At 55.6% G+C, this 22,350-nt stretch carries 16 protein-coding genes; 11 read left to right on the top strand and 5 right to left on the bottom strand.

Going from position 1 to position 22,350, the window contains the following annotated elements; translation table 11 throughout:
- Positions 1-19: 19 nt before the first annotated feature.
- Positions 20-1,396: an amino acid permease gene (locus GRH90_RS00570; protein ID WP_162363950.1), complete on the bottom strand. Its 1,377-nt coding sequence runs from the start codon at positions 1,394-1,396 to the stop codon at positions 20-22.
- Between the two features lie 579 nt (positions 1,397-1,975).
- Here GRH90_RS00570 and pdhR point away from each other — a divergent pair.
- The 8 genes from pdhR to GRH90_RS00530 all read left to right on the top strand — a co-directional run bounded on the left by pdhR (position 1,976) and on the right by GRH90_RS00530 (position 16,778).
- On the top strand, positions 1,976-2,740 hold the full coding sequence (gene pdhR, locus GRH90_RS00565; protein ID WP_162363949.1) for a pyruvate dehydrogenase complex transcriptional repressor PdhR: 765 nt from the start codon (positions 1,976-1,978) through the stop codon (positions 2,738-2,740).
- A gap of 139 nt (positions 2,741-2,879) precedes the next feature.
- Positions 2,880-5,549: a pyruvate dehydrogenase (acetyl-transferring), homodimeric type gene (gene aceE, locus GRH90_RS00560; RefSeq protein WP_162363948.1), complete on the top strand. Its 2,670-nt coding sequence runs from the start codon at positions 2,880-2,882 to the stop codon at positions 5,547-5,549.
- Positions 5,550-5,564: 15 nt separating this feature from the next.
- Positions 5,565-7,496, top strand: a complete 1,932-nt coding sequence (aceF, locus tag GRH90_RS00555; RefSeq protein WP_162363947.1) for a pyruvate dehydrogenase complex dihydrolipoyllysine-residue acetyltransferase — start codon at positions 5,565-5,567, stop codon at positions 7,494-7,496.
- A gap of 233 nt (positions 7,497-7,729) precedes the next feature.
- Complete coding sequence (gene lpdA, locus GRH90_RS00550; protein WP_162363946.1) at positions 7,730-9,157, top strand: dihydrolipoyl dehydrogenase; 1,428 nt, start codon at positions 7,730-7,732, stop codon at positions 9,155-9,157.
- A 311-nt stretch (positions 9,158-9,468) separates the two neighbouring features.
- Entirely contained in the window at positions 9,469-12,066 is a 2,598-nt protein-coding gene (gene acnB / locus GRH90_RS00545) for a bifunctional aconitate hydratase 2/2-methylisocitrate dehydratase (RefSeq protein WP_162364263.1), read from the top strand.
- Positions 12,067-12,632: 566 nt separating this feature from the next.
- A complete protein-coding gene (locus GRH90_RS00540) occupies positions 12,633-13,937 on the top strand; it encodes an ankyrin repeat domain-containing protein (RefSeq protein ID WP_162363945.1) in 1,305 nt (434 codons plus the stop codon).
- 385 nt (positions 13,938-14,322) lie between these two features.
- Positions 14,323-14,685, top strand: coding sequence for a YacL family protein (locus tag GRH90_RS00535; protein WP_162363944.1), 363 nt, complete (start codon positions 14,323-14,325; stop codon positions 14,683-14,685).
- 539 nt (positions 14,686-15,224) lie between these two features.
- Positions 15,225-16,778: an ankyrin repeat domain-containing protein gene (locus GRH90_RS00530; protein ID WP_162363943.1), complete on the top strand. Its 1,554-nt coding sequence runs from the start codon at positions 15,225-15,227 to the stop codon at positions 16,776-16,778.
- A gap of 16 nt (positions 16,779-16,794) precedes the next feature.
- Here the strand turns inward: GRH90_RS00530 and speD are convergent, their stop codons facing one another.
- From speD to GRH90_RS00515, 3 genes are all read right to left on the bottom strand, one after another.
- Positions 16,795-17,589 carry an adenosylmethionine decarboxylase gene (gene speD / locus GRH90_RS00525; protein WP_162363942.1) on the bottom strand — a complete coding sequence of 265 codons (795 nt, stop codon included), beginning with the start codon at positions 17,587-17,589 and terminating at the stop codon, positions 16,795-16,797.
- Positions 17,590-17,617: 28 nt separating this feature from the next.
- Positions 17,618-18,481, bottom strand: coding sequence for a polyamine aminopropyltransferase (gene speE, locus GRH90_RS00520; protein ID WP_162364262.1), 864 nt, complete (start codon positions 18,479-18,481; stop codon positions 17,618-17,620).
- A gap of 124 nt (positions 18,482-18,605) precedes the next feature.
- The gene (locus GRH90_RS00515) at positions 18,606-18,953 is read right to left on the bottom strand and encodes a YacC family pilotin-like protein (protein WP_162363941.1); all 348 of its coding nucleotides are present in this window, start codon (positions 18,951-18,953) and stop codon (positions 18,606-18,608) included.
- A gap of 259 nt (positions 18,954-19,212) precedes the next feature.
- Here GRH90_RS00515 and hpt point away from each other — a divergent pair, with 259 nt between their 5' ends.
- A complete protein-coding gene (gene hpt, locus GRH90_RS00510) occupies positions 19,213-19,746 on the top strand; it encodes a hypoxanthine phosphoribosyltransferase (RefSeq protein WP_162363940.1) in 534 nt (177 codons plus the stop codon).
- 71 nt (positions 19,747-19,817) lie between these two features.
- Here the strand turns inward: hpt and can are convergent, their stop codons facing one another.
- Positions 19,818-20,474 (bottom strand): carbonate dehydratase, encoded by a 657-nt coding sequence (gene can, locus GRH90_RS00505; protein ID WP_162363939.1) that lies wholly within the window; start codon positions 20,472-20,474, stop codon positions 19,818-19,820.
- A gap of 109 nt (positions 20,475-20,583) precedes the next feature.
- On the opposite strand from can, the gene GRH90_RS00500 reads away from it, so the two are divergent.
- The gene (locus tag GRH90_RS00500) at positions 20,584-21,519 is read left to right on the top strand and encodes an ABC transporter ATP-binding protein (protein WP_162363938.1); all 936 of its coding nucleotides are present in this window, start codon (positions 20,584-20,586) and stop codon (positions 21,517-21,519) included.
- Positions 21,516-22,286 (top strand): ABC transporter permease, encoded by a 771-nt coding sequence (locus GRH90_RS00495; protein ID WP_162363937.1) that lies wholly within the window; start codon positions 21,516-21,518, stop codon positions 22,284-22,286. Before GRH90_RS00500 ends, GRH90_RS00495 begins: the two co-directional genes overlap by 4 nt.
- Positions 22,287-22,350 lie beyond the last annotated feature (64 nt).

Here is a 22,350-nt window from a genome sequence, read left to right as displayed (position 1 = left end):
GGCCGGGGAAGGGCGGGGTTTAGCGGCTGAGCGCGCCGGCGGTGCGTTGGTTTTTCTGTTTAAAGTAAAAACCGATGCCCAGCAGGCAAAGCCAAACCGGAATCAGGTAGACCGATATTTCCATGCCCGGCGTCATCAGCATTACCACCAGGATGGCGGCCATAAACAGCAGGCAGAGGTAATTGCCGAACGGATGCCACAATGCCTGGAATTTGGTTACCGTTCCCCGGCGGGCCATGGCGCGGCGGAACTTCAGGTGCGCCAGGCTTATCATGCCCCAGTTGATGACCAGGGCGGAAACCACCAGCGACATCAGCAGACCAAAGGCTTTACCGGGCATCAAATAGTTGATCAGCACACAGATGGCGGTCGCCAGGGCCGATACGCCGATAGCCGCTACCGGCACGCCGCGGCGGTCGACGCTGGCCAGCGCTTTCGGGCCGTTGCCCTGGCGCGCCAGGCCGTACAGCATACGGCTATTGCTGTAAACGCAGCTGTTGTATACCGACAGCGCCGCGGTCAGCACCACCAGGTTGAGGATGGCCGCCACCCAGTCGCTGTTCAGCGCATGGAAAATCAGCACAAACGGACTGCCGCCTTCCACCACCTTGCCCCACGGATACAGCGACAGCAGGATGGCCAGCGAACCGATATAAAACAGCAGGATGCGGTAGATAACCTGGTTGGTGGCTTTCGGGATGCTCTTTTCGGGATTGTCGGCTTCGGCGGCGGTAATGCCCACCAGCTCCAGGCCGCCGAACGAAAACATGATGACCGCCATCGCCATGATCAGGCCGCTGACGCCGTTGGGGAAAAATCCCCCCTGGGCCCAGAGGTTGGTCACGCTGGCATCCGGGCCGCCGTGGCCGCTTATCAACAGCCAGGCGCCGAACAGGATCATCGCAATGATGGCCGCCACTTTGATAATGGCGAACCAAAACTCCATCTCGCCATAGACTTTGACATTGGCCAGGTTGATGACGTTGATGATAATGAAAAAGATCGCCGCTGAAATCCAGGTCGGCAGGTCCGGCCACCAGTAATGCATATAGATGCCCACGGCGGTCAGTTCGGCCATGGCAACCAGCACATACAGTACCCAGTAATTCCAGCCGGAGGCGAAACCGGCAAAATTGCCCCAATATTTATAGGCGAAGTGGCTAAACGAACCGGCGACCGGCTCCTCGACTACCATCTCGCCTAACTGGCGCATGATCAGGAAAGCGATAAAACCGCCGATGGCATAACCCAGTATAACCGACGGACCAGCCATTTTAATCGTTTGGGCAATCCCCAGGAACAGGCCCGTGCCAATCGCGCCGCCTAAGGCAATAAGCTGAATATGGCGGTTTTTTAACCCGCGTTTGAGCGTCTCTCCGCGCTGTTTACCATCCATCGAAAATCCTCATGTGTTACGGTCAGTGGACCACCCCAGCGTAAATTGCGGTATGTAATCCCTGCATTACGTTTTATGTACGTTATATTTTACGCTAACCGTTGAGCCAATTGCCGTCGCGGGCTGCCGTTGGCACAAGAATAGTGGTATGTAAAAAAGTTTGCACCTGATTTATCGGGGCGGCGCGGGAAATTCAAAACCAGCATGATCTTACGCATTTTCTGCCGGCCGGCTGCCGGCGACGGGCAGGTGGATGCTGATGTGGCAAAAATGTTATTTTTTCCGTCAGGCATGCATTTTTTGGCTATTTTTAACGCTTAATTCTTTGCTCAAACGGTTCAGCTTGGGCTATTTGGCGTTACGTAAAGGTTAAAAATGTCATTTCACATTTTCAGTGGATGGAACTGGATGGTTATCAAAATGCAGCACAAGCTTAGTGCAATTGTTTAAATGTGCGGTGTTTAATGATTTAGGTCAATGCCGTCATGGACAGGAGGTGAATACTTTGTTACTTTAGCGTCACGTTTATGAAATTGGTATTACCAATTGACTCCGCGCAATTCGCAAAGATGATTATAAATGGCCTATAGTAAAATCCGCCAAGCGAAACTTTCGGATGTTATCGAGCAGCAACTGGAATACTTAATCCTGGAAGGGACATTGCGTCCCGGCGAAAAGCTGCCCCCGGAGCGCGAACTGGCAAAACAGTTCGACGTTTCCCGACCCTCCCTGCGGGAAGCCATACAGCGCCTCGAAGGAAAAGGCCTGCTCCTGCGTCGACAGGGCGGCGGAACATTTGTACAAAGCAATCTTTGGCAAAGCTTCAGCGATCCGCTGGCTGAATTGCTGGCCGAACACCCGGAATCACAATACGATCTGCTGGAAACCCGCCATGCCCTCGAGGGTATTGCCGCTTATTACGCCGCGCTGCGCGGCACGGAAGAAGATCTCGACCGCATACGCGATTGCCACCAGATTATCCAGCAGGCCCAGGAAAACGGCGACCTCGACGCCGAAGCCGACGCCGTCCTGCAGTATCAAATCGCCGTAACCGAAGCCGCTCACAATGCGGTTTTATTACATTTGGTGCGCTGCATGGGACCGATGCTGGAAAAAAACGTACGTCAGAATTTTGAATTGCTCTACTCGCGCCGGGAAATGCTGGCGCAGGTGAGCAGTCACCGCGCCGGGATTTTTGCGGCGATAGTGGCACGCGAGCCGGAAAAAGCGCGCGAGGCTTCTCACCGCCATCTGGCGTTTATTGAGGAAATTTTGCTGGACCTCAGTCGGGAACACAGCCGCCGCGAACGATCGCTGCGCCGGCTCCAGCAACGCAAGGACTAAGCCTCCGGCAACGGGAGCTGAAAAACGGCAACGTAATAATGAGCCTGTCTTCGTGTGTTCTTAAGCGTAAGCGATAACGAGCGCAGGAAGACAGGCTCCAACTAAACCAATTTAATAGCGATAGATAAGGAACACCACCATGTCAGAACGTTTATACAATGACGTGGATCCGATCGAGACACGCGACTGGCTACAGGCGATCGAATCGGTTATCCGTGAAGAGGGTATTGAACGCGCACAGTTCCTGATTGATCAGGTACTTGACGGCGCGCGTAAAGGTGGCGTCAGTATCGCTGCGGGTGCCTCGGGCCGTAACTACATCAACAGCATTCCGGTTGAAGACGAGCCTGAGTACCCCGGTAACCTGGAATTGGAGCGCCGCATTCGCTCCGCCATCCGCTGGAACGCGGTGATGACGGTATTGCACGCATCGAAAAAAGATTTGGATCTGGGCGGCCATATGGCGTCCTTCCAGTCGTCCGCCACCGTTTATGAAGTTTGCTTCAACCATTTCTTCCGCGCGCGCAGCGACCAGGACGGCGGCGATTTGGTTTACTTCCAGGGCCATATTTCCCCCGGGATCTATGCGCGCGCCTTTCTCGAAGGCCGCCTGACCGAAGACCAGATGAACAATTTCCGCCAGGAAGTACAGGGCAAAGGGTTGTCTTCCTACCCGCATCCAAAACTGATGCCGGAATTCTGGCAGTTCCCGACCGTCTCGATGGGCCTGGGCCCGATCAGCGCCATCTACCAGGCTAAATTCCTGAAATACCTGAACCACCGCGGCCTGAAAAACACCACCGCGCAGACGGTATACGCTTTCCTGGGCGACGGTGAAATGGACGAGCCGGAATCCAAGGGCGCGATTACCATCGCCACGCGTGAAAAACTGGACAACCTGGTCTTCATCATCAACTGTAACCTGCAGCGCCTGGACGGCCCGGTTACCGGCAACGGCAAGATCATCAACGAGCTGGAAGGCATCTTTGGCGGCGCCGGCTGGGAAGTGATCAAGGTTATCTGGGGCAGCCGCTGGGATGAGCTGCTGCGCAAGGATACCAGCGGCAAGCTGATCCAGCTGATGAATGAAACCGTCGACGGCGATTACCAGACCTTCAAGTCCAAGAACGGCGCCTATGTGCGCGAGCACTTCTTCGGTAAATATCCTGAAACCGCCGCGCTGGTCAAGGATATGAGCGACGACGAAGTCTGGGCATTGAACCGTGGCGGCCACGATCCGAAAAAAGTTTTCGCCGCGCTGCAAAAAGCGCAGAAAACCACCGGCAAACCTATCGTCATCCTGGCCCATACCATTAAGGGCTACGGCATGGGCGAGACCGCGGAAGGCATGAACATCGCCCACCAGGTCAAGAAGATGAACATGGACGGCGTGCGTTATTTCCGCGACCGTTTCAACCTGTCCCCGATGGTGCCCGAAGACACTATCGAACAACTGCCCTACATTACCTTCAAGGAAGGCTCGGAAGAGTACGAGTACCTGCATGAACGCCGCAAGGCGCTGCACGGCTACCTGCCAAGCCGCCTGAAGAACTTCACCAAACCGCTGGAACTGCCTACGCTGCAGGACTTCGGCGCGCTGCTGGAAGAACAGAAGAAAGAGATCTCCACCACCATCGCCTTTGTCCGCGTATTGAACGTGATGCTGAAGAACCCGTCGATCAAGGATCGCCTGGTGCCGATTATCGCCGACGAAGCGCGTACTTTCGGTATGGAAGGCCTGTTCCGCCAGATCGGCATCTATAGCCCGAACGGCCAGCAGTATACCCCGCAGGACCGTGAGCAGGTCGCCTACTATCGTGAAGACGAGAAAGGCCAAATCCTGCAGGAAGGGATCAACGAACTGGGCGCGGCGTCTTCATGGCTGGCGGCGGCAACGTCCTACAGCACCAATGACCTGCCGATGATCCCGTTCTATATTTATTACTCCATGTTCGGCTTCCAGCGTATCGGCGATCTGTGCTGGGCGGCGGGCGACCAGCAGGCGCGCGGCTTCCTGATCGGCGGCACCTCCGGGCGCACCACCCTGAACGGCGAAGGCCTGCAGCATGAGGACGGCCACAGCCACATCCAGTCGCTGACCATCCCGAACTGCATCTCCTACGATCCGGCGTATGCCTACGAAGTCGCGGTCATCATGCATGACGGCCTGACCCGTATGTACGGCGAAGCGCAGGAAAACGTGTATTACTACCTGACCACCCTGAACGAAAACTACCATATGCCGGCCATGCCGGCAGGCGCGGAAGAGGGTATCCGCAAGGGTATTTATAAACTGGAAACCATCGACGGCAGCAAAGGCAAGGTACAGCTGATGGGCTCCGGCGCCATCCTGCGCCACGTGCGCGAAGCCGCCGGCATCCTGGCCAGGGATTACGGCGTCGGCTCCGATGTCTATAGCGTCACGTCCTTTACCGAACTGGCGCGCGACGGGCAGGATTGTGAACGCTGGAACATGCTGCACCCGGCTGAAAAACCGCGCGTGCCTTATGTTGCCCAGATCCTGAGCGATGCGCCGGCGGTGGCTTCCACCGATTATATGAAACTGTTTGCCGAACAAATCCGTAACTTTATCCCGGCCAGCGAGTTCCGGGTCTTGGGTACCGATGGTTTCGGTCGTTCCGACAGCCGCGAGAACCTGCGTCATCATTTCGAGGTGGATGCGTCTTACGTGGTCGTGGCGGCGCTGGGTGAACTGGCCAAGCGTGGCGAAATCGACGCCGACGTGGTCGCCAAGGCGATTACCAAGTTCGGCATCGACGCGGACAAAGTCAACCCGCGTTTGGCATAAGAGGTAGAGAAATCAATGGCTATTGAAATTAACGTACCGGATATCGGTGCCGATGAAGTTGAAGTCACCGAAGTGCTGGTAAGCGTGGGTGATAAAGTTGAAGCCGAACAATCGCTGATTACCGTCGAAGGCGACAAGGCGTCCATGGAAGTTCCCTCGCCGCAGGCGGGGGTTATCAAAGAGCTGAAAGTGGCGGTGGGCGATAAGGTCACCACCGGCAAGCTTATCATGGTGTTTGAAGATGCCGACGGCGCGGCGGAAAAACCGCCGGCGCAGGCCGAGGCGTCAAGCGACGCCAAACCCGCCGGGGCCAAGCCGCAGGCGGCCGGTGGCGCGGCAAGCAAGAATGTCGAGGTGCCGGATATCGGCGGCGACGAAGTTGAAGTCACCGAAGTGCTGGTCAAGGTCGGCGACACCGTGACGGCTGAACAATCGCTGATAACCGTTGAAGGCGACAAGGCCTCGATGGAAGTCCCTGCGCCGTTTGCCGGCAAAGTCACGGAAATCAAGGTTAACACCGGCGACAAAGTCAGCACTGGTTCATTGATCATGGTGTTTGAAGTGGCGGGCGCCGGCGGTGAATCGGCCGCGCCTGCCGCGGACAGCAAGCCTGCCGCCGCGGCGCCGGCACAATCCGGCGGCGATGCCGGCGGCACGAAAGAGGTTAACGTACCGGATATCGGCGGCGACGAAGTGGAAGTCACCGAAGTGCTGGTCAAGGTCGGCGACAAGGTCAGCGCCGAACAGTCGCTGATTACCGTTGAAGGCGATAAAGCCTCGATGGAAGTCCCGGCTCCGTTCGCGGGCACCGTTAAAGAGATCAAAATCAGCACCGGCGACAAGGTCAGCACCGGCAGCCTGATCATGGTATTTGCGGTGGAAGGCGCTGCTCCGTCCGCTGCCGCGAAGACCGAAACCGCCGCCGCGGTGGCGCCGGCCCCGGCATCGCAGGCGAATAAAAACGCCGCGGCCCAGGCTGCGCCTAAAACCGAAGGCAAGGGCGAGTTTGCCGAAAACGACGCCTATGTGCACGCCACCCCGGTTATCCGCCGCCTGGCGCGGGAATTTGGCGTTAACCTGGCTAAAGTGAAGGGGACCGGACGTAAAGGCCGTATCCTGCGCGAAGATATCCAGACCTACGTCAAGGACGCGGTAAAGCGCGCCGAGTCCACGCCCGCCGCAGGCGCTACCGGTGGTTCGCTGCCGGGACTGCTGCCATGGCCGAAGGTGGATTTCAGCAAGTTCGGCGATACGGAAGAAGTCGAACTGGGCCGCATCCAGAAGATTTCCGGCGCCAACCTGCACCGCAACTGGGTCATGATCCCGCATGTCACCCAGTTCGATGAAGCCGATATCACCGAGGTCGAGAATTTCCGTAAACAGCAGAATGCCGAAGCGGAAAAGAAACGGCTGGACGTGAAGATCACCCCGCTGGTGTTTATCATGAAGGCCGTGGCCAAGGCGTTGGAAGAACTGCCGCGCTTCAACAGCTCGCTGTCCGAAGATGCCCAGAAGCTGACGCTGAAGAAATACATCAACATCGGCGTGGCGGTGGATACGCCGAACGGCCTGGTGGTGCCGGTGTTCCGCGACGTGAATAAGAAAGGGATCTTTGAACTGTCGCGCGAACTGGCCGAAATCTCCAAAAAGGCCCGTGACGGCAAACTGACGTCCTCCGATATGCAGGGCGGCTGTTTCACCATCTCCAGCCTGGGCGGCATCGGCGGCACCTCGTTTACGCCTATTGTCAACGCGCCGGAAGTGGCCATCCTAGGCGTGTCCAAATCGGCGATGAAGCCGGTCTGGAACGGTAAGGAATTCACGCCGCGCCTGATGCTGCCGCTGTCCCTGTCCTATGACCATCGGGTTATCGACGGCGCGGCGGGTGCTCGTTTTATCAGTTTCATCAACAACGTAATGTCCGATATTCGTCGTCTGGTGATGTAAGCCCGTGGCCGGCCCCAGGGCCGGCCTGATTGTTTAATGTGACGTTGCCGGCGGGCAGGATTTCCCTCCGGCAGAGCAAACAGGTCACGCGCCGTCTGAACGCGCTTTGCAGATTATTAACATTTCTGTAAACTGGTTTTGATGGAGGCGTCCCGGTGGTGTCGGCGCGTTATGCCTTTAATTCGCCAGAAAATTAACGCCTTACCCGCCGGACAAACAACTAAGAGGTCATGATGAGTACTGAAATCAAAACCCAGGTCGTGGTACTTGGGGCGGGCCCGGGGGGATATTCCGCCGCCTTCCGTTGTGCCGATTTAGGTCTGGAGACCGTGCTGGTCGAACGTTACGCGACGCTGGGCGGTGTTTGCCTGAATGTTGGCTGTATCCCTTCCAAGGCGCTGCTGCATGTCGCCAAGGTGATTGAAGAAGCAAAAGCGTTAAGCGAAAACGGCATCACCTTCGGCGAGCCGAAAACCGATATCGATAAAGTGCGCACCTGGAAAGAACGGGTAGTCAACCAGCTGACCGGCGGTCTGACCGGCATGGCCAAAGCCCGTAAAGTGAATGTCGTGCACGGCGTGGGCAAATTCACCGGCGCCAACACCCTGGTGGTGGAAGGCGAAAAAGGCACCACCACCATCAATTTCGACAATGCGATTATCGCCGCCGGCTCGCGGCCGATTACGCTGCCGTTTATTCCCCATGACGACCCGCGCGTATGGGATTCCACCGACGCGCTGGCGTTAAAAACCGTGCCGGAAAAGCTGCTGGTCATGGGCGGCGGCATTATCGGCCTGGAAATGGCCACCGTCTACTATGCGCTGGGCTCCAAGATCGACGTGGTTGAAATGTTCGACCAGGTGATCCCGGTGGCGGATAAGGATATCGTCAAGGTCTATACCAAACGCATCAGCAAGCAGTTTAACCTGATGCTGGAAACCAAGGTGACCACCGTGGAAGCCAAGGAAGATGGCATCTACGTCACCATGGAAGGCAAGAAGGCGCCCGCCGAGCCGCAGCGTTACGACGCGGTGCTGGTGGCCATCGGCCGCGTGCCGAACGGCAAGCTGCTTGACGCCGGCAAGGCCGGGGTGGAAGTGGACGATCGCGGGTTTATCCGCGTCGATAAACAGCTGCGCACCAATGTGCCGCATATCTATGCCATCGGCGATATCGTCGGGCAGCCGATGCTGGCGCACAAAGGTACCCATGAGGGCCATGTGGCGGCGGAAGTTATCGCCGGCAAGAAACATTACTTTGACCCCAAGGTGATCCCGTCCATTGCCTATACCGAGCCGGAAGTGGCCTGGGTCGGCGTGACCGAGAAAGAAGCGAAGGATAAGGGCATCAGCTACGAAGTGGCGACCTTCCCGTGGGCGGCGTCAGGCCGCGCCATCGCCTCCGACTGCCAGGACGGCATGACCAAGCTGATTTTCGATAAAGAAAGCCATCGGGTGATTGGCGGGGCGGTGGTCGGCGTCAACGGCGGCGAACTGCTGGGCGAAATCGGCCTGGCCATCGAGATGGGTTGTGACGCCGAGGATATCGCGCTGACCATCCACGCCCACCCGACGCTGCACGAATCGGTCGGCCTGGCGGCGGAAGTCTACGAAGGCAGCATTACCGATCTGCCGAACGCCAAAGCCAAGAAAAAGAAATAATTCTCCGGACTGACTCAGTTTGGCCAACGGCTCCCATGCTTGCATGGGAGCTTTTTTATGTTTTTAGCACGGGCGACTCACGTTAGCCGACGGCTTATATGCCTGGGGCAGCCGTTTTTTCTGCGGCTAACGCTGGCTGGCGGCGGCGGAATAGTGTTAATTTGATGAAGCGTTTTTTACGCTAACGCCTTAACGTTTCAGCTAAAAAATTATGTTGCTTAGATGTAAACAAATTAACAGTGCGGTCAAATTCTGATAAACTGCCGAGAGCAAAAAAAGTGAGCAATGACTTATTAAGCGAGGAGATCGTCGTGCTAGAAGACTACCGTAAGCACGTGGCCGAGCGTGCTGCCCTGGGGATCGTTCCTAAGCCGCTCGATGCCGCGCAAATGGCGGCGCTGGTGACACTGCTGAAAAATCCGCCGACCGGCGAAGAGAGTTTTTTACTTGATCTGTTAATTAACCGCGTCCCGCCGGGTGTTGACGAAGCGGCCTACGTGAAGGCCGGTTTCCTGGCCGCCGTCGCCACCGGCGACGCGCGCTCTCCGCTCCTCACACCCGAACGGGCCGTTGAGCTGCTCGGCACCATGCAGGGCGGCTATAATATCCAGCCGTTGGTCGATGCGCTGGACAGCGCGACCCTGGCGCCGATTGCCGCCAACGCGCTGAAATCGATGCTGCTAATGTTCGACAGCTTTTTCGACGTGGAAGCCAAGGCCAAGGCCGGCAACCCCCATGCGCGGCAGGTAATGCAGGCCTGGGCCGACGCCGAGTGGTTCCTGTCGCGCCCTGAGCTGGCGGAAAAAATCACCGTGACGGTATTTAAAGTCACCGGCGAAACCAATACCGACGACCTGTCCCCGGCGCCCGACGCCTGGTCGCGTCCGGATATTCCGCTGCATGCCCTGGCGATGCTGAAAAATGCCCGCGAGGGCATCGATCCCGATCGGCCCGGCAACGTCGGTCCGATCAAACAAATCGAAGCGCTGAACCAGAAAGGCTTTCCTTTGGCCTATGTGGGCGACGTGGTGGGCACCGGCTCATCGCGTAAATCCGCCACCAACTCGGTGTTATGGTATATGGGCGACGATCTGCCATATGTGCCGAACAAGCGCGGCGGCGGGGTGGTCTTGGGCAGCAAGATTGCGCCGATTTTCTTTAATACCATGGAAGACTCCGGCGCGTTGCCCATCGAGGTCGACATCTCCGAGCTGAACATGGGCGACGTGATTGACATCTACCCGTTCAAGGGTGAGATCCGCGCTCATGACACCGACCGGCTGCTGGCCACCTTCTCGCTCAATACCGACGTACTGGTGGACGAAGTGCGCGCCGGCGGCCGTATCCCGCTGATCATCGGCCGGGGCCTTACCGCGCGCGCGCGCGAATCCCTCGGGCTGCCGCCCAGCGAAATTTTCCGCCATGCCCGGGCCGTGGTCGCCAGCGACAAGGGGTTTACTTTGGCGCAAAAAATGGTCGGCCGCGCCTGCGGCGTGCAGGGCATTCGCCCCGGCCAGTATTGCGAGCCCAAGATGACCTCGGTCGGCTCGCAGGATACCACCGGCCCGATGACCCGCGACGAACTGAAGGATCTGGCCTGCCTCGGCTTCTCCGCCGACCTGGTCATGCAGTCGTTTTGCCATACCGCCGCGTACCCGAAGCCGGTGGACGTGCAAACCCACCATACGCTGCCGGACTTTATCATGAACCGCGGCGGCGTTTCGCTGCGCCCCGGCGACGGTATCATACATTCCTGGCTGAACCGCATGCTGCTGCCCGACACCGTCGGCACCGGCGGCGATTCCCATACCCGCTTCCCCATCGGCATCTCGTTCCCGGCCGGTTCCGGTCTGGTGGCGTTTGCCGCCGCCACCGGCGTCATGCCGCTGGATATGCCTGAGTCGGTGCTGGTGCGCTTTAAGGGTAAAATGCGGCCGGGGATAACCCTGCGCGACCTGGTGCACGCCATCCCGTATTACGCCATCAAGCAAGGCCTGTTGACGGTGGAAAAAAAGGGTAAGAAGAACATTTTCTCCGGCCGCATCCTGGAAATCGAGGGCCTGCCGGAGCTGAAGGTGGAACAGGCGTTTGAACTGGCCGACGCCTCGGCGGAACGCTCGGCGGCGGGCTGTACCATCAAGCTGGATCAGGCGCCGATCGTCGAATACCTCAGCTCGAATATCGTGCTGCTGAAGTGGATGATCACCGAAGGCTACGGCGATCGCCGCACCCTGGAGCGCCGTATCAAGGGCATGGAAAGCTGGCTGGCCGATCCTAAATTGCTGGTGGCGGATGCCGACGCGGAATATGCCGCCGTTATCGATATCGATCTGGCGGAAATCGACCAGCCGATCCTGTGCGCGCCTAACGATCCGGACGATGCGCGCCTGCTGTCCGACGTGGCCGGCAATAAAATCGACGAAGTGTTTATCGGTTCCTGCATGACCAATATCGGCCACTTCCGCGCGGCGGGTAAACTGCTTGACCAGCATCAGGGCCAGCTGCCGACCCGTCTGTGGGTGGCGCCGCCGACTAAAATGGATGCGGCCCAACTGACCGAGGAAGGTTATTACAGCATCTTCGGCAAGAGCGGGGCGCGTGTCGAGATCCCCGGCTGCTCGTTGTGCATGGGCAACCAGGCGCGGGTAGCGGAGGGCGCGACCGTGGTGTCCACCTCCACCCGTAACTTTCCAAATCGTCTAGGCAACGGCGCGGATGTCTACCTGGCATCGGCGGAACTGGCGGCGGTCACCGCGCTGCTGGGCCGCCTGCCGACGGTGGCGGAGTATCTGCAGGCCATCGCGCTGGTGGATAAAACCGCCGTCGATACCTATCGCTACCTGAACTTTGACCGGTTGGCGGAATATACCGATAAAGCCGATGAGGTGATTTTCCAGACGGCGGTATAAATATTGCGCCTGGGTTGTGCGTAAGCATAATCCCGCGCAGTCCGGCACCACGGCCAGCCATTGCGGCTGGCTTTTTTTTATGCCGGGCATGGCGGCGGGAGCCGGGATAAATATTTGGCTGTCATATTGATGCCCGCTTAATAATAAATATTATCGAAGAACCCAGTTCAATATAATGAGCTATTAATCGGAAAAATATATGCATAAAACAACTTTAAATATTCAACCTGGGCTATTTGTACTGACGACAGCGATTTCCATGATGGAGGATAAAGTTTATATTCTAACTCAATTTTCTGTCGGGCTGTTAAAATGTTAATTACGGAGGACCCGTTATGAATGGGGGCGTTTATTCTTGCTTATCGTCGGACAATGTAACCTGCGCGCCGGCTAATTTTTCTGGTTTGACTTATCATGGTTTTCCCCGAATATGGGATGTTTTACGTAATGTCTCCAACCGCGCGTCGGCGGCAGGTAATGCCGCTGTCACTCTTCCGGTCTCTTCCGTGGGGACGCCGCCGGTCACTATCCAAGAAAATTATCGCTATAATGCAGCGCAGGAGACGGTGCTGAACTCAGACGAGGTGACGGAAGCTTTATTGGTCTATAAAGATGAAATAATGTATGCCGGTCATTATACCGAAAACAGGGCCAAGAGAGAATCGGAGTTGGAGGCCGCCCTGGCTTTCGCCAATGATAATCCCTATGGCGAGGTACCGCTGATATATGCGGTGAGCGTGGGCATGGAGGCGGTGATAAAAATATTTTTGTCGCAAGGCGTAGATGTGGAGACGGTCGCTACCCGTTGGCCCCACAAGGGCATGCTGCCGATACACGTGGCGGCGGTCAATAATCAAAGCGGGGTTATTGAGCTATTGCTGGGGCATGGCGCGGGTATTAATACCCGCTGGATGGGTATGACCGCGTTAATGCTTTCAGAGGAATTTGAACAGAGTGATATTTCAATCTCCCGCCTGTTGCTGGATAAAGGAATCGAATTAAATGCTAAAGATTTTGGCGGCAACACCGCGCTGATGTATGCCGCGCGGCTAAATCTTTACGATCACTTTATGGCGATATTGGCCAAAGGCGCGGATCCCTTGGCGGTCAATAACCGCGGCGAGACCGTATTTATGGTGGCCGCCCGCGCGGGCGATACGCGCATTGTCGATTTTTTGCTGATGCAGGGGGCGAATGTCAATGAGACCGACAATACCGGTTCGACGGCCATGGACTTTGCCACGTCCAAGCATGATCTGGATATGCTCGCGATTTTGATGAAGGCGCTCTGGCGAAATAACGTCACTTCGGCACCGGCTGCAGCCGAGGCAACCACCGCAATGTACATGACCTCGGCCAGCCCTGCGGCAGTACCGGAACCCTCGCGCGGACGCCCCCGTTTTTCCATGACGCCTGGCTCCGTACCGGGGGCATTCCTGACCCAAACGCCCCCCCCGCGCGGGATAAACGACATTATCCCCGATAAGTCCGACGAAAACATGACCCTGGTTATGCTGGCGGCGAGAAATGATGACATCGGGTCGCTCGACGCCCTGCTGGCGAAGAACGCTGATATAGACGAGGCTAACGACATGGGCCGCACGGCGTTGATGCAGTGCGCCGAACGCGGTTCCCTGGTGACGGTCAATGCGCTGTTGGCGCGGGGCGCCAACGTCACGCTCACGGATGCAAAAGGCCATGCCGCGGTATTCTATGCCGCGCAGAGCGACCATACGCCTGTGGTCGAGCTATTGCGGCATCATATCGCCGCGACGTCGGGGGCGACCGGGCTGCCGGGCAAATGGATCATAACTATCATTTCTAAGGCGCGCCAAATCGGAGCTTGCCTCCCACGATTGATCGGACTGTAGCTAAACGGCGATAAGTGTACGGATCAATGGATTTTAGACGTTGGCGCTGAATTTTTTTAAGATAAAATTGAAAAGATAAGACTATATGAATGATGAATGAAAGAATATTGATTCTAAAAAATGTTGTTGTTTGTTTCTTTCTACAACCAGTATTGTTGTGGCCGTGTCTATTTGCGCGACTTTTATCAAAATATATTTATGGGCTATCTAAATTTGGTATCTGGCCGGGGGATGCGCTGTGGTGGCATTCACCGCCATTTTGCCCGACTGTTGGGCAAAACCCAACATAGCTAACGATCTTGTGCCGGTAAAAGGGTAAAATCAGCTTACTGGTTGGGGCAGGGCGGCTGGGCCCCACAACTTTGCTTAGCATGGGCTGAAGGTTATGGATTACGAATTTTTACGCGATATCACCGGTCAGGTAAAGGTGACCTTTTCCATGGGGCATGAAGCCGTGGGTCATTGGTTAAACGAAGAGGTCAAAGGCAATTTCGCGCTGTTGGATGAGGTTGAGGCACATATCCGGCGGTTGGCCGGCGGGCAGGATAGCTGGCAGTGCGTCGGCCATGAGTATACCTTCTGGACCGATGGCGACGAAGTGATCATTCGCGCCAATGAGCTGTCGTTTGTGAATGACGAACTGGAGGAAGGCATGAATTATTATGATGAGGAAAGCCTGTCATTATGCGGCACCGACGATTTTTTGCAGGTATTAAAGCAATATCGTGATTTTAGCCGATCCCGATAGCCGGCAGACGCTAGCGGTCGGCAGCCGTTATCAATTGGCCTGACATGACGATAACCAACATGTGTTGTAGCATAACCCTGGTTTAACATGCAGGAAAGCAGATAAAAAAATATAGACCGATTTAATTATATTCAACGCGTCTGTTAAAAAGTTATTTCATCATATTTCATAATGATAAATTGTTATGAGATTTTAAAGATAAATTGTCTGTGTCATGATGGATGTCATAAAACCCATGTTCAGGTGCTAATATGAATCCATCCTTAATTAATACTGGCGATATTAGAACAAATAATCCGCAAATAAATAGCGTATATAATATTGTCCAAAATGAAGAAAATAACGCTCTTTTCTTTAACAAGCTAAAAGAGTTATCCGCCTGTAGGAATCACTCCGCGAGTTTCCAGCCATCAAAAGAGCCTCCCGACGGCGGTGACGACGCCCACGGGTCCAGCCTGGTCAATCAGGGCGCACTAAAACGTGCCGCGAATATTTTCCTCCTGGATGACAGACCGCCCCAATCCCGGGCCGGACAGCCGGTGGCGCCGGATATCGCCGACGGTCAGTTACTTGCCAAAAAAAGTACCCTATGCCAGCCGATGGTCCCGCCCTATTCCCTACAGCGACTACGCAAGGAGCACAGCAAGGACCAGGCCAATATGCAGTACATGAGCTCGTGTAGCGGATTACCCACGCCGCTGTTCCGGCCCGCGGAGGACAATACGCCGGTTATGCTGCCCCGCAGCCTGACCGGTTGGAATAAAATAGACCACAGCCAAAATATACTCGCCGCGGCGGCCTACCTGGGCAGACAGGATATCACCGAGTCCATGGACCTGAATAGCCTCAATCCCGCGTTGTGGCATGACCTGTCGAAAAAGGCTTTTTTCTATGCCTGCCAGCGTGGCGACGAGGTCATGATCCGGCTGTTTTTTAATAATCCCGGGGTGGATATCAATGCGTCGGATAACGAGGGCGCCACCCCCCTCATGTATGCCATTTACCACAACCAGAGCCAGGCGGTAGACCTCCTGCTGGCGCATGGCGTCGATCCAAATGTTAAAAACAAACAGGGTGTGACGGCGCTGATGTATGCCATCATCAACGGTAATGTTAAAATAGTGCAAAAATTAATTGAGTATCAGGCCGATATTGATGCCGCTAATATTCTGGCCGGAACCCCGTTAATGATGGCTATTCAATGTAATGTTGAACAGGGCTTTTATCAATTACTTGCCTCCGGCGCCAATGCCAAACGTACCGACAACCTGGGCCGAAATGCCATGATCTATGCCGCTATCTGCGGCCGGTCGAATATGGTCACCACCATGCTTGATATGCATATCGGCGTTGATGACGCCGATGCGCGGGGCATGACGCCGTTAATGCATGCGGTGAAATACGGCCATGAAATAGTTGTAAAATCATTGATAAGCAAGGGGGCCAATATCAATGCCAGGGACAATTTCGGTACTACGCCGCTGATGCTGGCAACTGCCGTGGCCCGTCATGATATTATCAAAATGCTGATTGAGCATCAGGCCGATAGATCCCAGCGGGACTGCTTAAAACGAAACGCGCTGATGTACGCAACCTATCAAGGCAATGCCTTGACCTTCCAGAGGCTGCTTAACGATCGCGACGATATTAATGCCGCCGACATCTACGGCGATACGGTGTTTTTATTTGCCCTGCAGCGCGGCGAGGCCGAGATAATAAAATTGTTATTGGCCAGCGGCGCCGATCCCCTGGTTAAAAATGCCTACGGGCAGACCAGCCTGATGTATGCGGCGCGCTACTGCGACCCGAACGTTGTCAGGTTATTATTGAATCGCAATCTTGCCGTCAATGATGTCAGCAGTGATGGTTGCACGGCCCTGATCATAGCCGCCGCGCAGGGGCGTGGCGATATCGTCCGCCTGCTTATCGAACACGGCGCCGACAGCTCTATGGCTGACGGGCAATGTAATACCGCCCTGGACTATGCCCGGAGAAATGGTTATCGGGAGGTGGTGCATTTGCTGGAGTCAGTGCCCCCGGCAGCCAGGGGCAATGGGCGGGGAAGATCCGTGCGGGTGGTTAACCCGCAGTGACCGCGTGCCGGCGGGATCAGACCACCGGCAGGTTACGTCCGTAATAGATTTCCCGCATTTCCTTGTACAGTAAATCGGTAATCTCTTTACGCTCGCTGGGGCTCAGGTCTTCCGGCCTGGCGTTAAACAGATAATGTTTCAGGTCAAAATCCTTCAGCATCATCTTGGTGTGGAAAATATTTTCCTGGTAAATATTAACGTCCATCATGTGATAGAGCGCTTTCATGTCTTTCGACAGGAAGTTCTGGATCGAATTGATCTCGTGGTCGATATAGTGTTTGATGCCATTGATATCGCGGGTAAAGCCCCTGACCCGATAGTCCATGGTGACAATATCCGATTCCAGCTGGTGGATCAGGTAATTTAACGCTTTAAGCGGTGAAATGACCCCGCAGGTGGACACCTCGATATCCGCGCGGAAAGTACACAGGCCGCCTTCCGGATGACTCTCGGGATAGGTGTGCACGCAAATATGGCTTTTATCCAGATGGGCGACCACCGATTCCGGCAGGGGTCCCGGATGCTCGGATTTGTCGATGCTGAGCGGATCGATGGGGTCCTCACTGACTAAAATGGTGACGCTGGCGCCCTGGGGTTCATAGTCCTGCCGCGCAATGTGCAGGATATTGGCGCCGATCATCGCACAGGTATCGCTCAGGATTTCAGTCAGGCGATTGGCGTTATATTGTTCGTCAATGTAAGCGATATATCCATCACGGTCGTCCGCCGTTTTGGCGTAACAAATATCGTAAATACAAAAACCCAGGCTCTTGGTCAGATTATTAAAGCCGTGTAGTTTTAGCTTCTGCAATTGAGTTCACCCCCTTATGGATACCGTCTCAGCTTGATGCCGACAAGGCATTCAGTAAATATTGTGGCAGGGCAAAACTGCCGTTATGAATAGCCGTATTATAATAGCGGCATTCCAGATTCGCTGCCGCGACGCGCGCCGCAAGCGTTGCCTGGTCAAGCCGGCGCAGCGCAGCGTCCTGGCTTGCCCAGGCGAAGGTCATCAATCCACCGTAATAGGTCGGTATTGCCGCCTGGTAAAAGCTGACATCGCTAAAATAATGGCTGAGCTTGCGATGGCTGTGCACCGCCTCGTCCTGCTGTAAAAAACAGACGCCGTTTTGCGCGACAAAAATTCCGCCTTTATTCAGGCAACGCGCGCAGCCCTGGTAAAAATCAGACGTGAACAGGCTTGAACCCGGCCCGATAGGATCGGTACAGTCGGAAATAATGACGTCGAAGGTGTCGCTGGTGCCGGTGACAAAATTCACGCCGTCGTCGATAACCAGCCGGAAACGCGGATCGTCGAACGAGCCGGCGTTATGCCGCGGTAGATATTGCCGGCAGAAGGTAACCACCCCGGCATCGATTTCCACCATGGTGATGCTTTGTATGCCGCGGTGCCGGCTGACCTCGCGCAGCATGCCGCCGTCGCCGCCGCCGATAATCAGTACCCTGCGGGCATGCCCGTGGGCGATGAGCGGCACATGGGCCATCATTTCATGATAGATAAACTCATCGCGCTCGGTGGTTTGCACCACGCCGTCCAACGCCATGACGCGGCCAAAGGCGGCGTTTTCAAAAATCACCAACTCCTGATGCGCGGTTTTTTCCCGGTACAGGATATTATCCACGTTAAAATACTGCCCGAAATTGTCATGCAGCGTTTCGTACCAGATTTCTTTTTTGGATATATTGGGGTGTGGCATGTTGGGCTAACCCTCGGCGAAAACCGCCATGAGAAAACGGCGCAACATCATAGCTAACTCCGCCCCGGGATGCACGGATGATTTTCACACAAACAGGATCTAAAACTGTTTATTTTGCGTAGGCGAGCAAACTAAGCGAATTTGTCGCCAGGCTTTCGCATTTCTTCGGCGTGGGGATGGCGATGCCGCTGAGATCGCGGTAGCTGTCCTCGCCCAGGGCGCGCATGTCGAAGCTGGCGTAATTGCTGAGATCCCAACGGTTTTGTTGGGCGAAAATCAGGATGGCGCGCCGGATTTGTTCATTAGGCATATCGGTATAACCGCAGTTATTTTTCAGGAAGACGAACACGGCGGTTAAATCGGCCATGTCCTCGGCTTCCGGTTCGGATAAGGCTTGTGACGCGGTTGAAAAACCCAGCAACCCGAGCAACAGCGTCACCAATAAGGTGTGTTTCATGTGAAAACCTGAATCAGTCGTTATAGGTTGACGTTATCATATTTAATGATTTTCGCCCTAGGTTTTATTCATCGTCCGCATTTTCGGCGGGGCAATACGCATGATGAAAGTATGGAGCAAACCGGGGCTATTGTCCCGTCCATGATTAACAAAACCTTTCCCGCGCCGCCCGCGCCGTTGGGGTGCCCCGCGCATCGCATGCGCGTAACGGTTATGCTAAAATTCGCCTCTTTTCTTCTTTCTGTAATGTGACCCCATTATGAAACACACCGTGGAAGTCATGATTTCCGCCGAGGATATCGCTACCCGTGTCGCGCAGCTCGGACATGATATCAGCCTGCATTACCGCGACAGCGGCAGCGAGATGGTCCTGGTCGGCTTATTGCGCGGCTCGTTTATGTTTATGGCCGATCTTTGCCGTGCCGTGACGGTTCCGCACGAAGTGGACTTCATGACCGCCTCCAGCTACGGCAGCGGCATGAGCAGCACGCGCGACGTAAAGATTTTAAAGGATCTTGACGAAGATATTCGCGGCAAGGATGTGCTGATCGTGGAAGATATTATCGATTCCGGCAATACGCTGAGTAAAGTGCGCGAGATCCTGCAGCTGCGCCAGCCAAAATCGCTGGCCATCTGCACCCTGCTGGATAAACCGGATCGACGCGAGGTGCAGGTGCCGGTGGAGTGGGTGGGATTCGCTATCCCCGATGAGTTCGTGGTGGGATACGGTATCGATTATGCGCAGCGCTATCGGCATCTGCCGTTTGTCGGCAAGGTTGTGCGGCAGGATTGATTGCCCGGCGGCGGCGTGTTGCCGCCGTCTACCGCAGGACGGGATACTGCCGCGCCGGCCGGCGCGGTCAATCAGCCGCCACGCTGCTGCAGCAGCGTGGCGATGCCCTGCCGGTAGCGTTGTTCCAGCGTTTCGCGGCTGGTGGCGGCGACATCCAGATCGCGCAGCAAACCGTCGTGTATGCTGTATACCCAGCCATGCAGCTGAACCTTTTGGCCGCGTTTCCAGGCCGAGCGCATGATGGTGGAGTGGCCCAGGTTATAGACCTGCTCGATGACGTTGATTTCACATAAGGTATTGAGACGCTCCTCGGGAGGAAGCTCGCCCAGCAGTGAGCTATGCTTGTACCACAAATCGCGAATATGCAGCAGCCAATTGTCTATTAACCCCAGCTCCGGATTGTCGATGGCGGCCTGTACGCCGCCGCAGCCGTAATGACCGCAGATGATGATATGCTCGACTTCCAGCACATCCACGGCGTACTGCACGACGGACAGGCAGTTGAGATCGGTATGGATGACCAGGTTGGCCACATTGCGGTGCACAAACAGCTCACCCGGCTCCAGCCCGGTCAGTTTTTCCGCCGGCACCCGGCTGTCTGAACAGCCTATCCACAGGAAACGTGGTTTTTGCGCCAGCGCCAGCCGCTCGAAAAATCCCGGGTCTTCCTCTTTGAGATGCTTGGACCAGGTTTGATTGTTGCTGATAAGGCTCGTGATGTCTTTCATTGTGGTTTTTAGCCCGTAACGACGTATAGCGATGCGTTAATATAGGCTAACCGTGCTTTTTTTAAAATCAGTTCGTCACATCCATTGAGAATAAGGTAAGTCGTTATCTATGACATATGCATTGGAGTTGGAGAAGTTGACCAAGACCTACGCAGGAGGCGTACAGGCGCTTAAAGGGATTGACCTTAACGTGGAAGCTGGGGACTTTTATGCGCTGCTCGGCCCCAATGGCGCGGGCAAGTCCACCACCATCGGCATTATCAGCGCGTTAGTCAATAAGACCTCCGGCAAGGCGCGCGTTTTCGGCTACGACATCGACAAAGATATTGTTAACGCCAAACGCCAGCTTGGCCTGGTGCCGCAGGAGTTCAATTTTAATCCGTTTGAAACCGTCTGGCAGATTGTGGTGCACCAGGCCGGTTATTACGGCGTGGAACGCAAAACAGCGGAACAGCGCGCCGAGAAATACCTTAACCAGCTGGATTTATGGACCAAGCGCGACGAGCGCGCGCGCATGCTATCCGGCGGGATGAAACGTCGGTTGATGATCGCCCGCGCCCTGATGCATGAGCCCAAGCTGTTAATCCTGGATGAGCCCACCGCCGGGGTTGATATCGAGCTCAGGCGCTCCATGTGGGGGTTCCTGCGCGATCTCAACGGCAGCGGCACCACCATTATCCTTACCACCCATTACCTGGAAGAAGCGGAAATGCTGTGCCGCAATATCGGCATCATCCAGAGCGGCGAGCTGGTGGAAAATACCTCGATGCGGCTGCTGCTGTCCAAACTGAAATCCGAGACCTTTATCCTCGATCTGGCGGCTAAAAGCCCGTTGCCTAAATTACAGGGCTATCGTAACCAACTGCTGGATACCAGCACCCTGGAAGTCGAGGTGATGCGTGAACAGGGGCTGAACAGTTTATTCAGCCAGCTCAGCGCCCAGGGGGTACAGGTGTTAAGTATGCGTAACAAGGCCAATCGGCTGGAAGAACTGTTTGTCACGCTGGTAAAAGACGACCGGGCCAGCAGGAGGGCCAAATTATGATGCGACTCTATTGGATTGCGTTAAAAAGTATCTGGCGCAAGGAAATAAACCGCTTCGGCCGTATCTGGATCCAGACGCTGGTGCCGCCGGTGATTACCATGGCGCTGTATTTTATTATTTTCGGCAATCTTATCGGATCGCGCATCGGTGAAATGCACGGCTTTTCCTATATGCAGTTTATCGTGCCGGGCCTGATTATGATGGCGGTGATCACCAATGCCTATACCAATGTCGCCTCGTCGTTTTTCAGCGCCAAGTTCCAGCGCAATATCGAGGAACTGCTGGTGGCGCCGGTGCCCACCCATGTGATTATTGCCGGTTACGTGGGCGGCGGGGTGGCGCGCGGTATTTGCGTCGGCATCCTGGTCACGGCGATCTCGCTGTTTTTCGTGCCCTTCCATGTGCATTCATGGTGGGTGGTGGCGGTGACGCTGGTTTTAACCGCGGTGCTGTTTTCGCTGGCCGGGCTGCTGAACGCGGTGTTTGCCAAAACTTTTGACGATATCAGCCTGATCCCGACCTTTGTGCTGACGCCGCTGACCTACCTGGGCGGGGTGTTTTATTCGCTGACGCTGTTGCCGCCGGTATGGCGGGCGATATCCAAGCTTAATCCCATCGTCTATATGATAAGCGGCTTTCGTTTCGGTTTCCTGGGCATCAGCGATGTGCCGCTGGCGTTTACCCTTTCGGTGCTGGTGGTGTTTATCCTGGTGTTTTATGCCTGGTGCTGGTATTTGATCCAGCGTGGAAGCGGCCTGCGGACCTAGGTGATCATCCGGCGACACCTCCACGCAGCGGGAGGCGTCGCCGGCCGGTCGGTATGGCCGGGTA

This window comes from Acerihabitans arboris (assembly GCF_010131535.1).
Lineage (GTDB): Bacteria > Pseudomonadota > Gammaproteobacteria > Enterobacterales > Enterobacteriaceae > Acerihabitans > Acerihabitans arboris.
This window is presented reverse-complemented; position numbering and strand designations above follow the sequence as displayed.

Bases quoted from the DNA above. Each gene is read 5' to 3' on its own strand.
- GRH90_RS00570 (WP_162363950.1), bottom strand. From the start codon at position 1,396: ATGGATGGTAAACAGCGCGGAGAGACGCTCAAACGCGGGTTAAAAAAC.
- pdhR (WP_162363949.1), top strand. From the start codon at position 1,976: ATGGCCTATAGTAAAATCCGCCAAGCGAAACTTTCGGATGTTATCGAG.
- aceE (WP_162363948.1), top strand. From the start codon at position 2,880: ATGTCAGAACGTTTATACAATGACGTGGATCCGATCGAGACACGCGAC.
- aceF (WP_162363947.1), top strand. From the start codon at position 5,565: ATGGCTATTGAAATTAACGTACCGGATATCGGTGCCGATGAAGTTGAA.
- lpdA (WP_162363946.1), top strand. From the start codon at position 7,730: ATGAGTACTGAAATCAAAACCCAGGTCGTGGTACTTGGGGCGGGCCCG.
- GRH90_RS00535 (WP_162363944.1), top strand. From the start codon at position 14,323: ATGGATTACGAATTTTTACGCGATATCACCGGTCAGGTAAAGGTGACC.
- GRH90_RS00515 (WP_162363941.1), bottom strand. From the start codon at position 18,953: ATGAAACACACCTTATTGGTGACGCTGTTGCTCGGGTTGCTGGGTTTT.
- hpt (WP_162363940.1), top strand. From the start codon at position 19,213: ATGAAACACACCGTGGAAGTCATGATTTCCGCCGAGGATATCGCTACC.
- can (WP_162363939.1), bottom strand. From the start codon at position 20,474: ATGAAAGACATCACGAGCCTTATCAGCAACAATCAAACCTGGTCCAAG.
- GRH90_RS00500 (WP_162363938.1), top strand. From the start codon at position 20,584: ATGACATATGCATTGGAGTTGGAGAAGTTGACCAAGACCTACGCAGGA.
- GRH90_RS00495 (WP_162363937.1), top strand. From the start codon at position 21,516: ATGATGCGACTCTATTGGATTGCGTTAAAAAGTATCTGGCGCAAGGAA.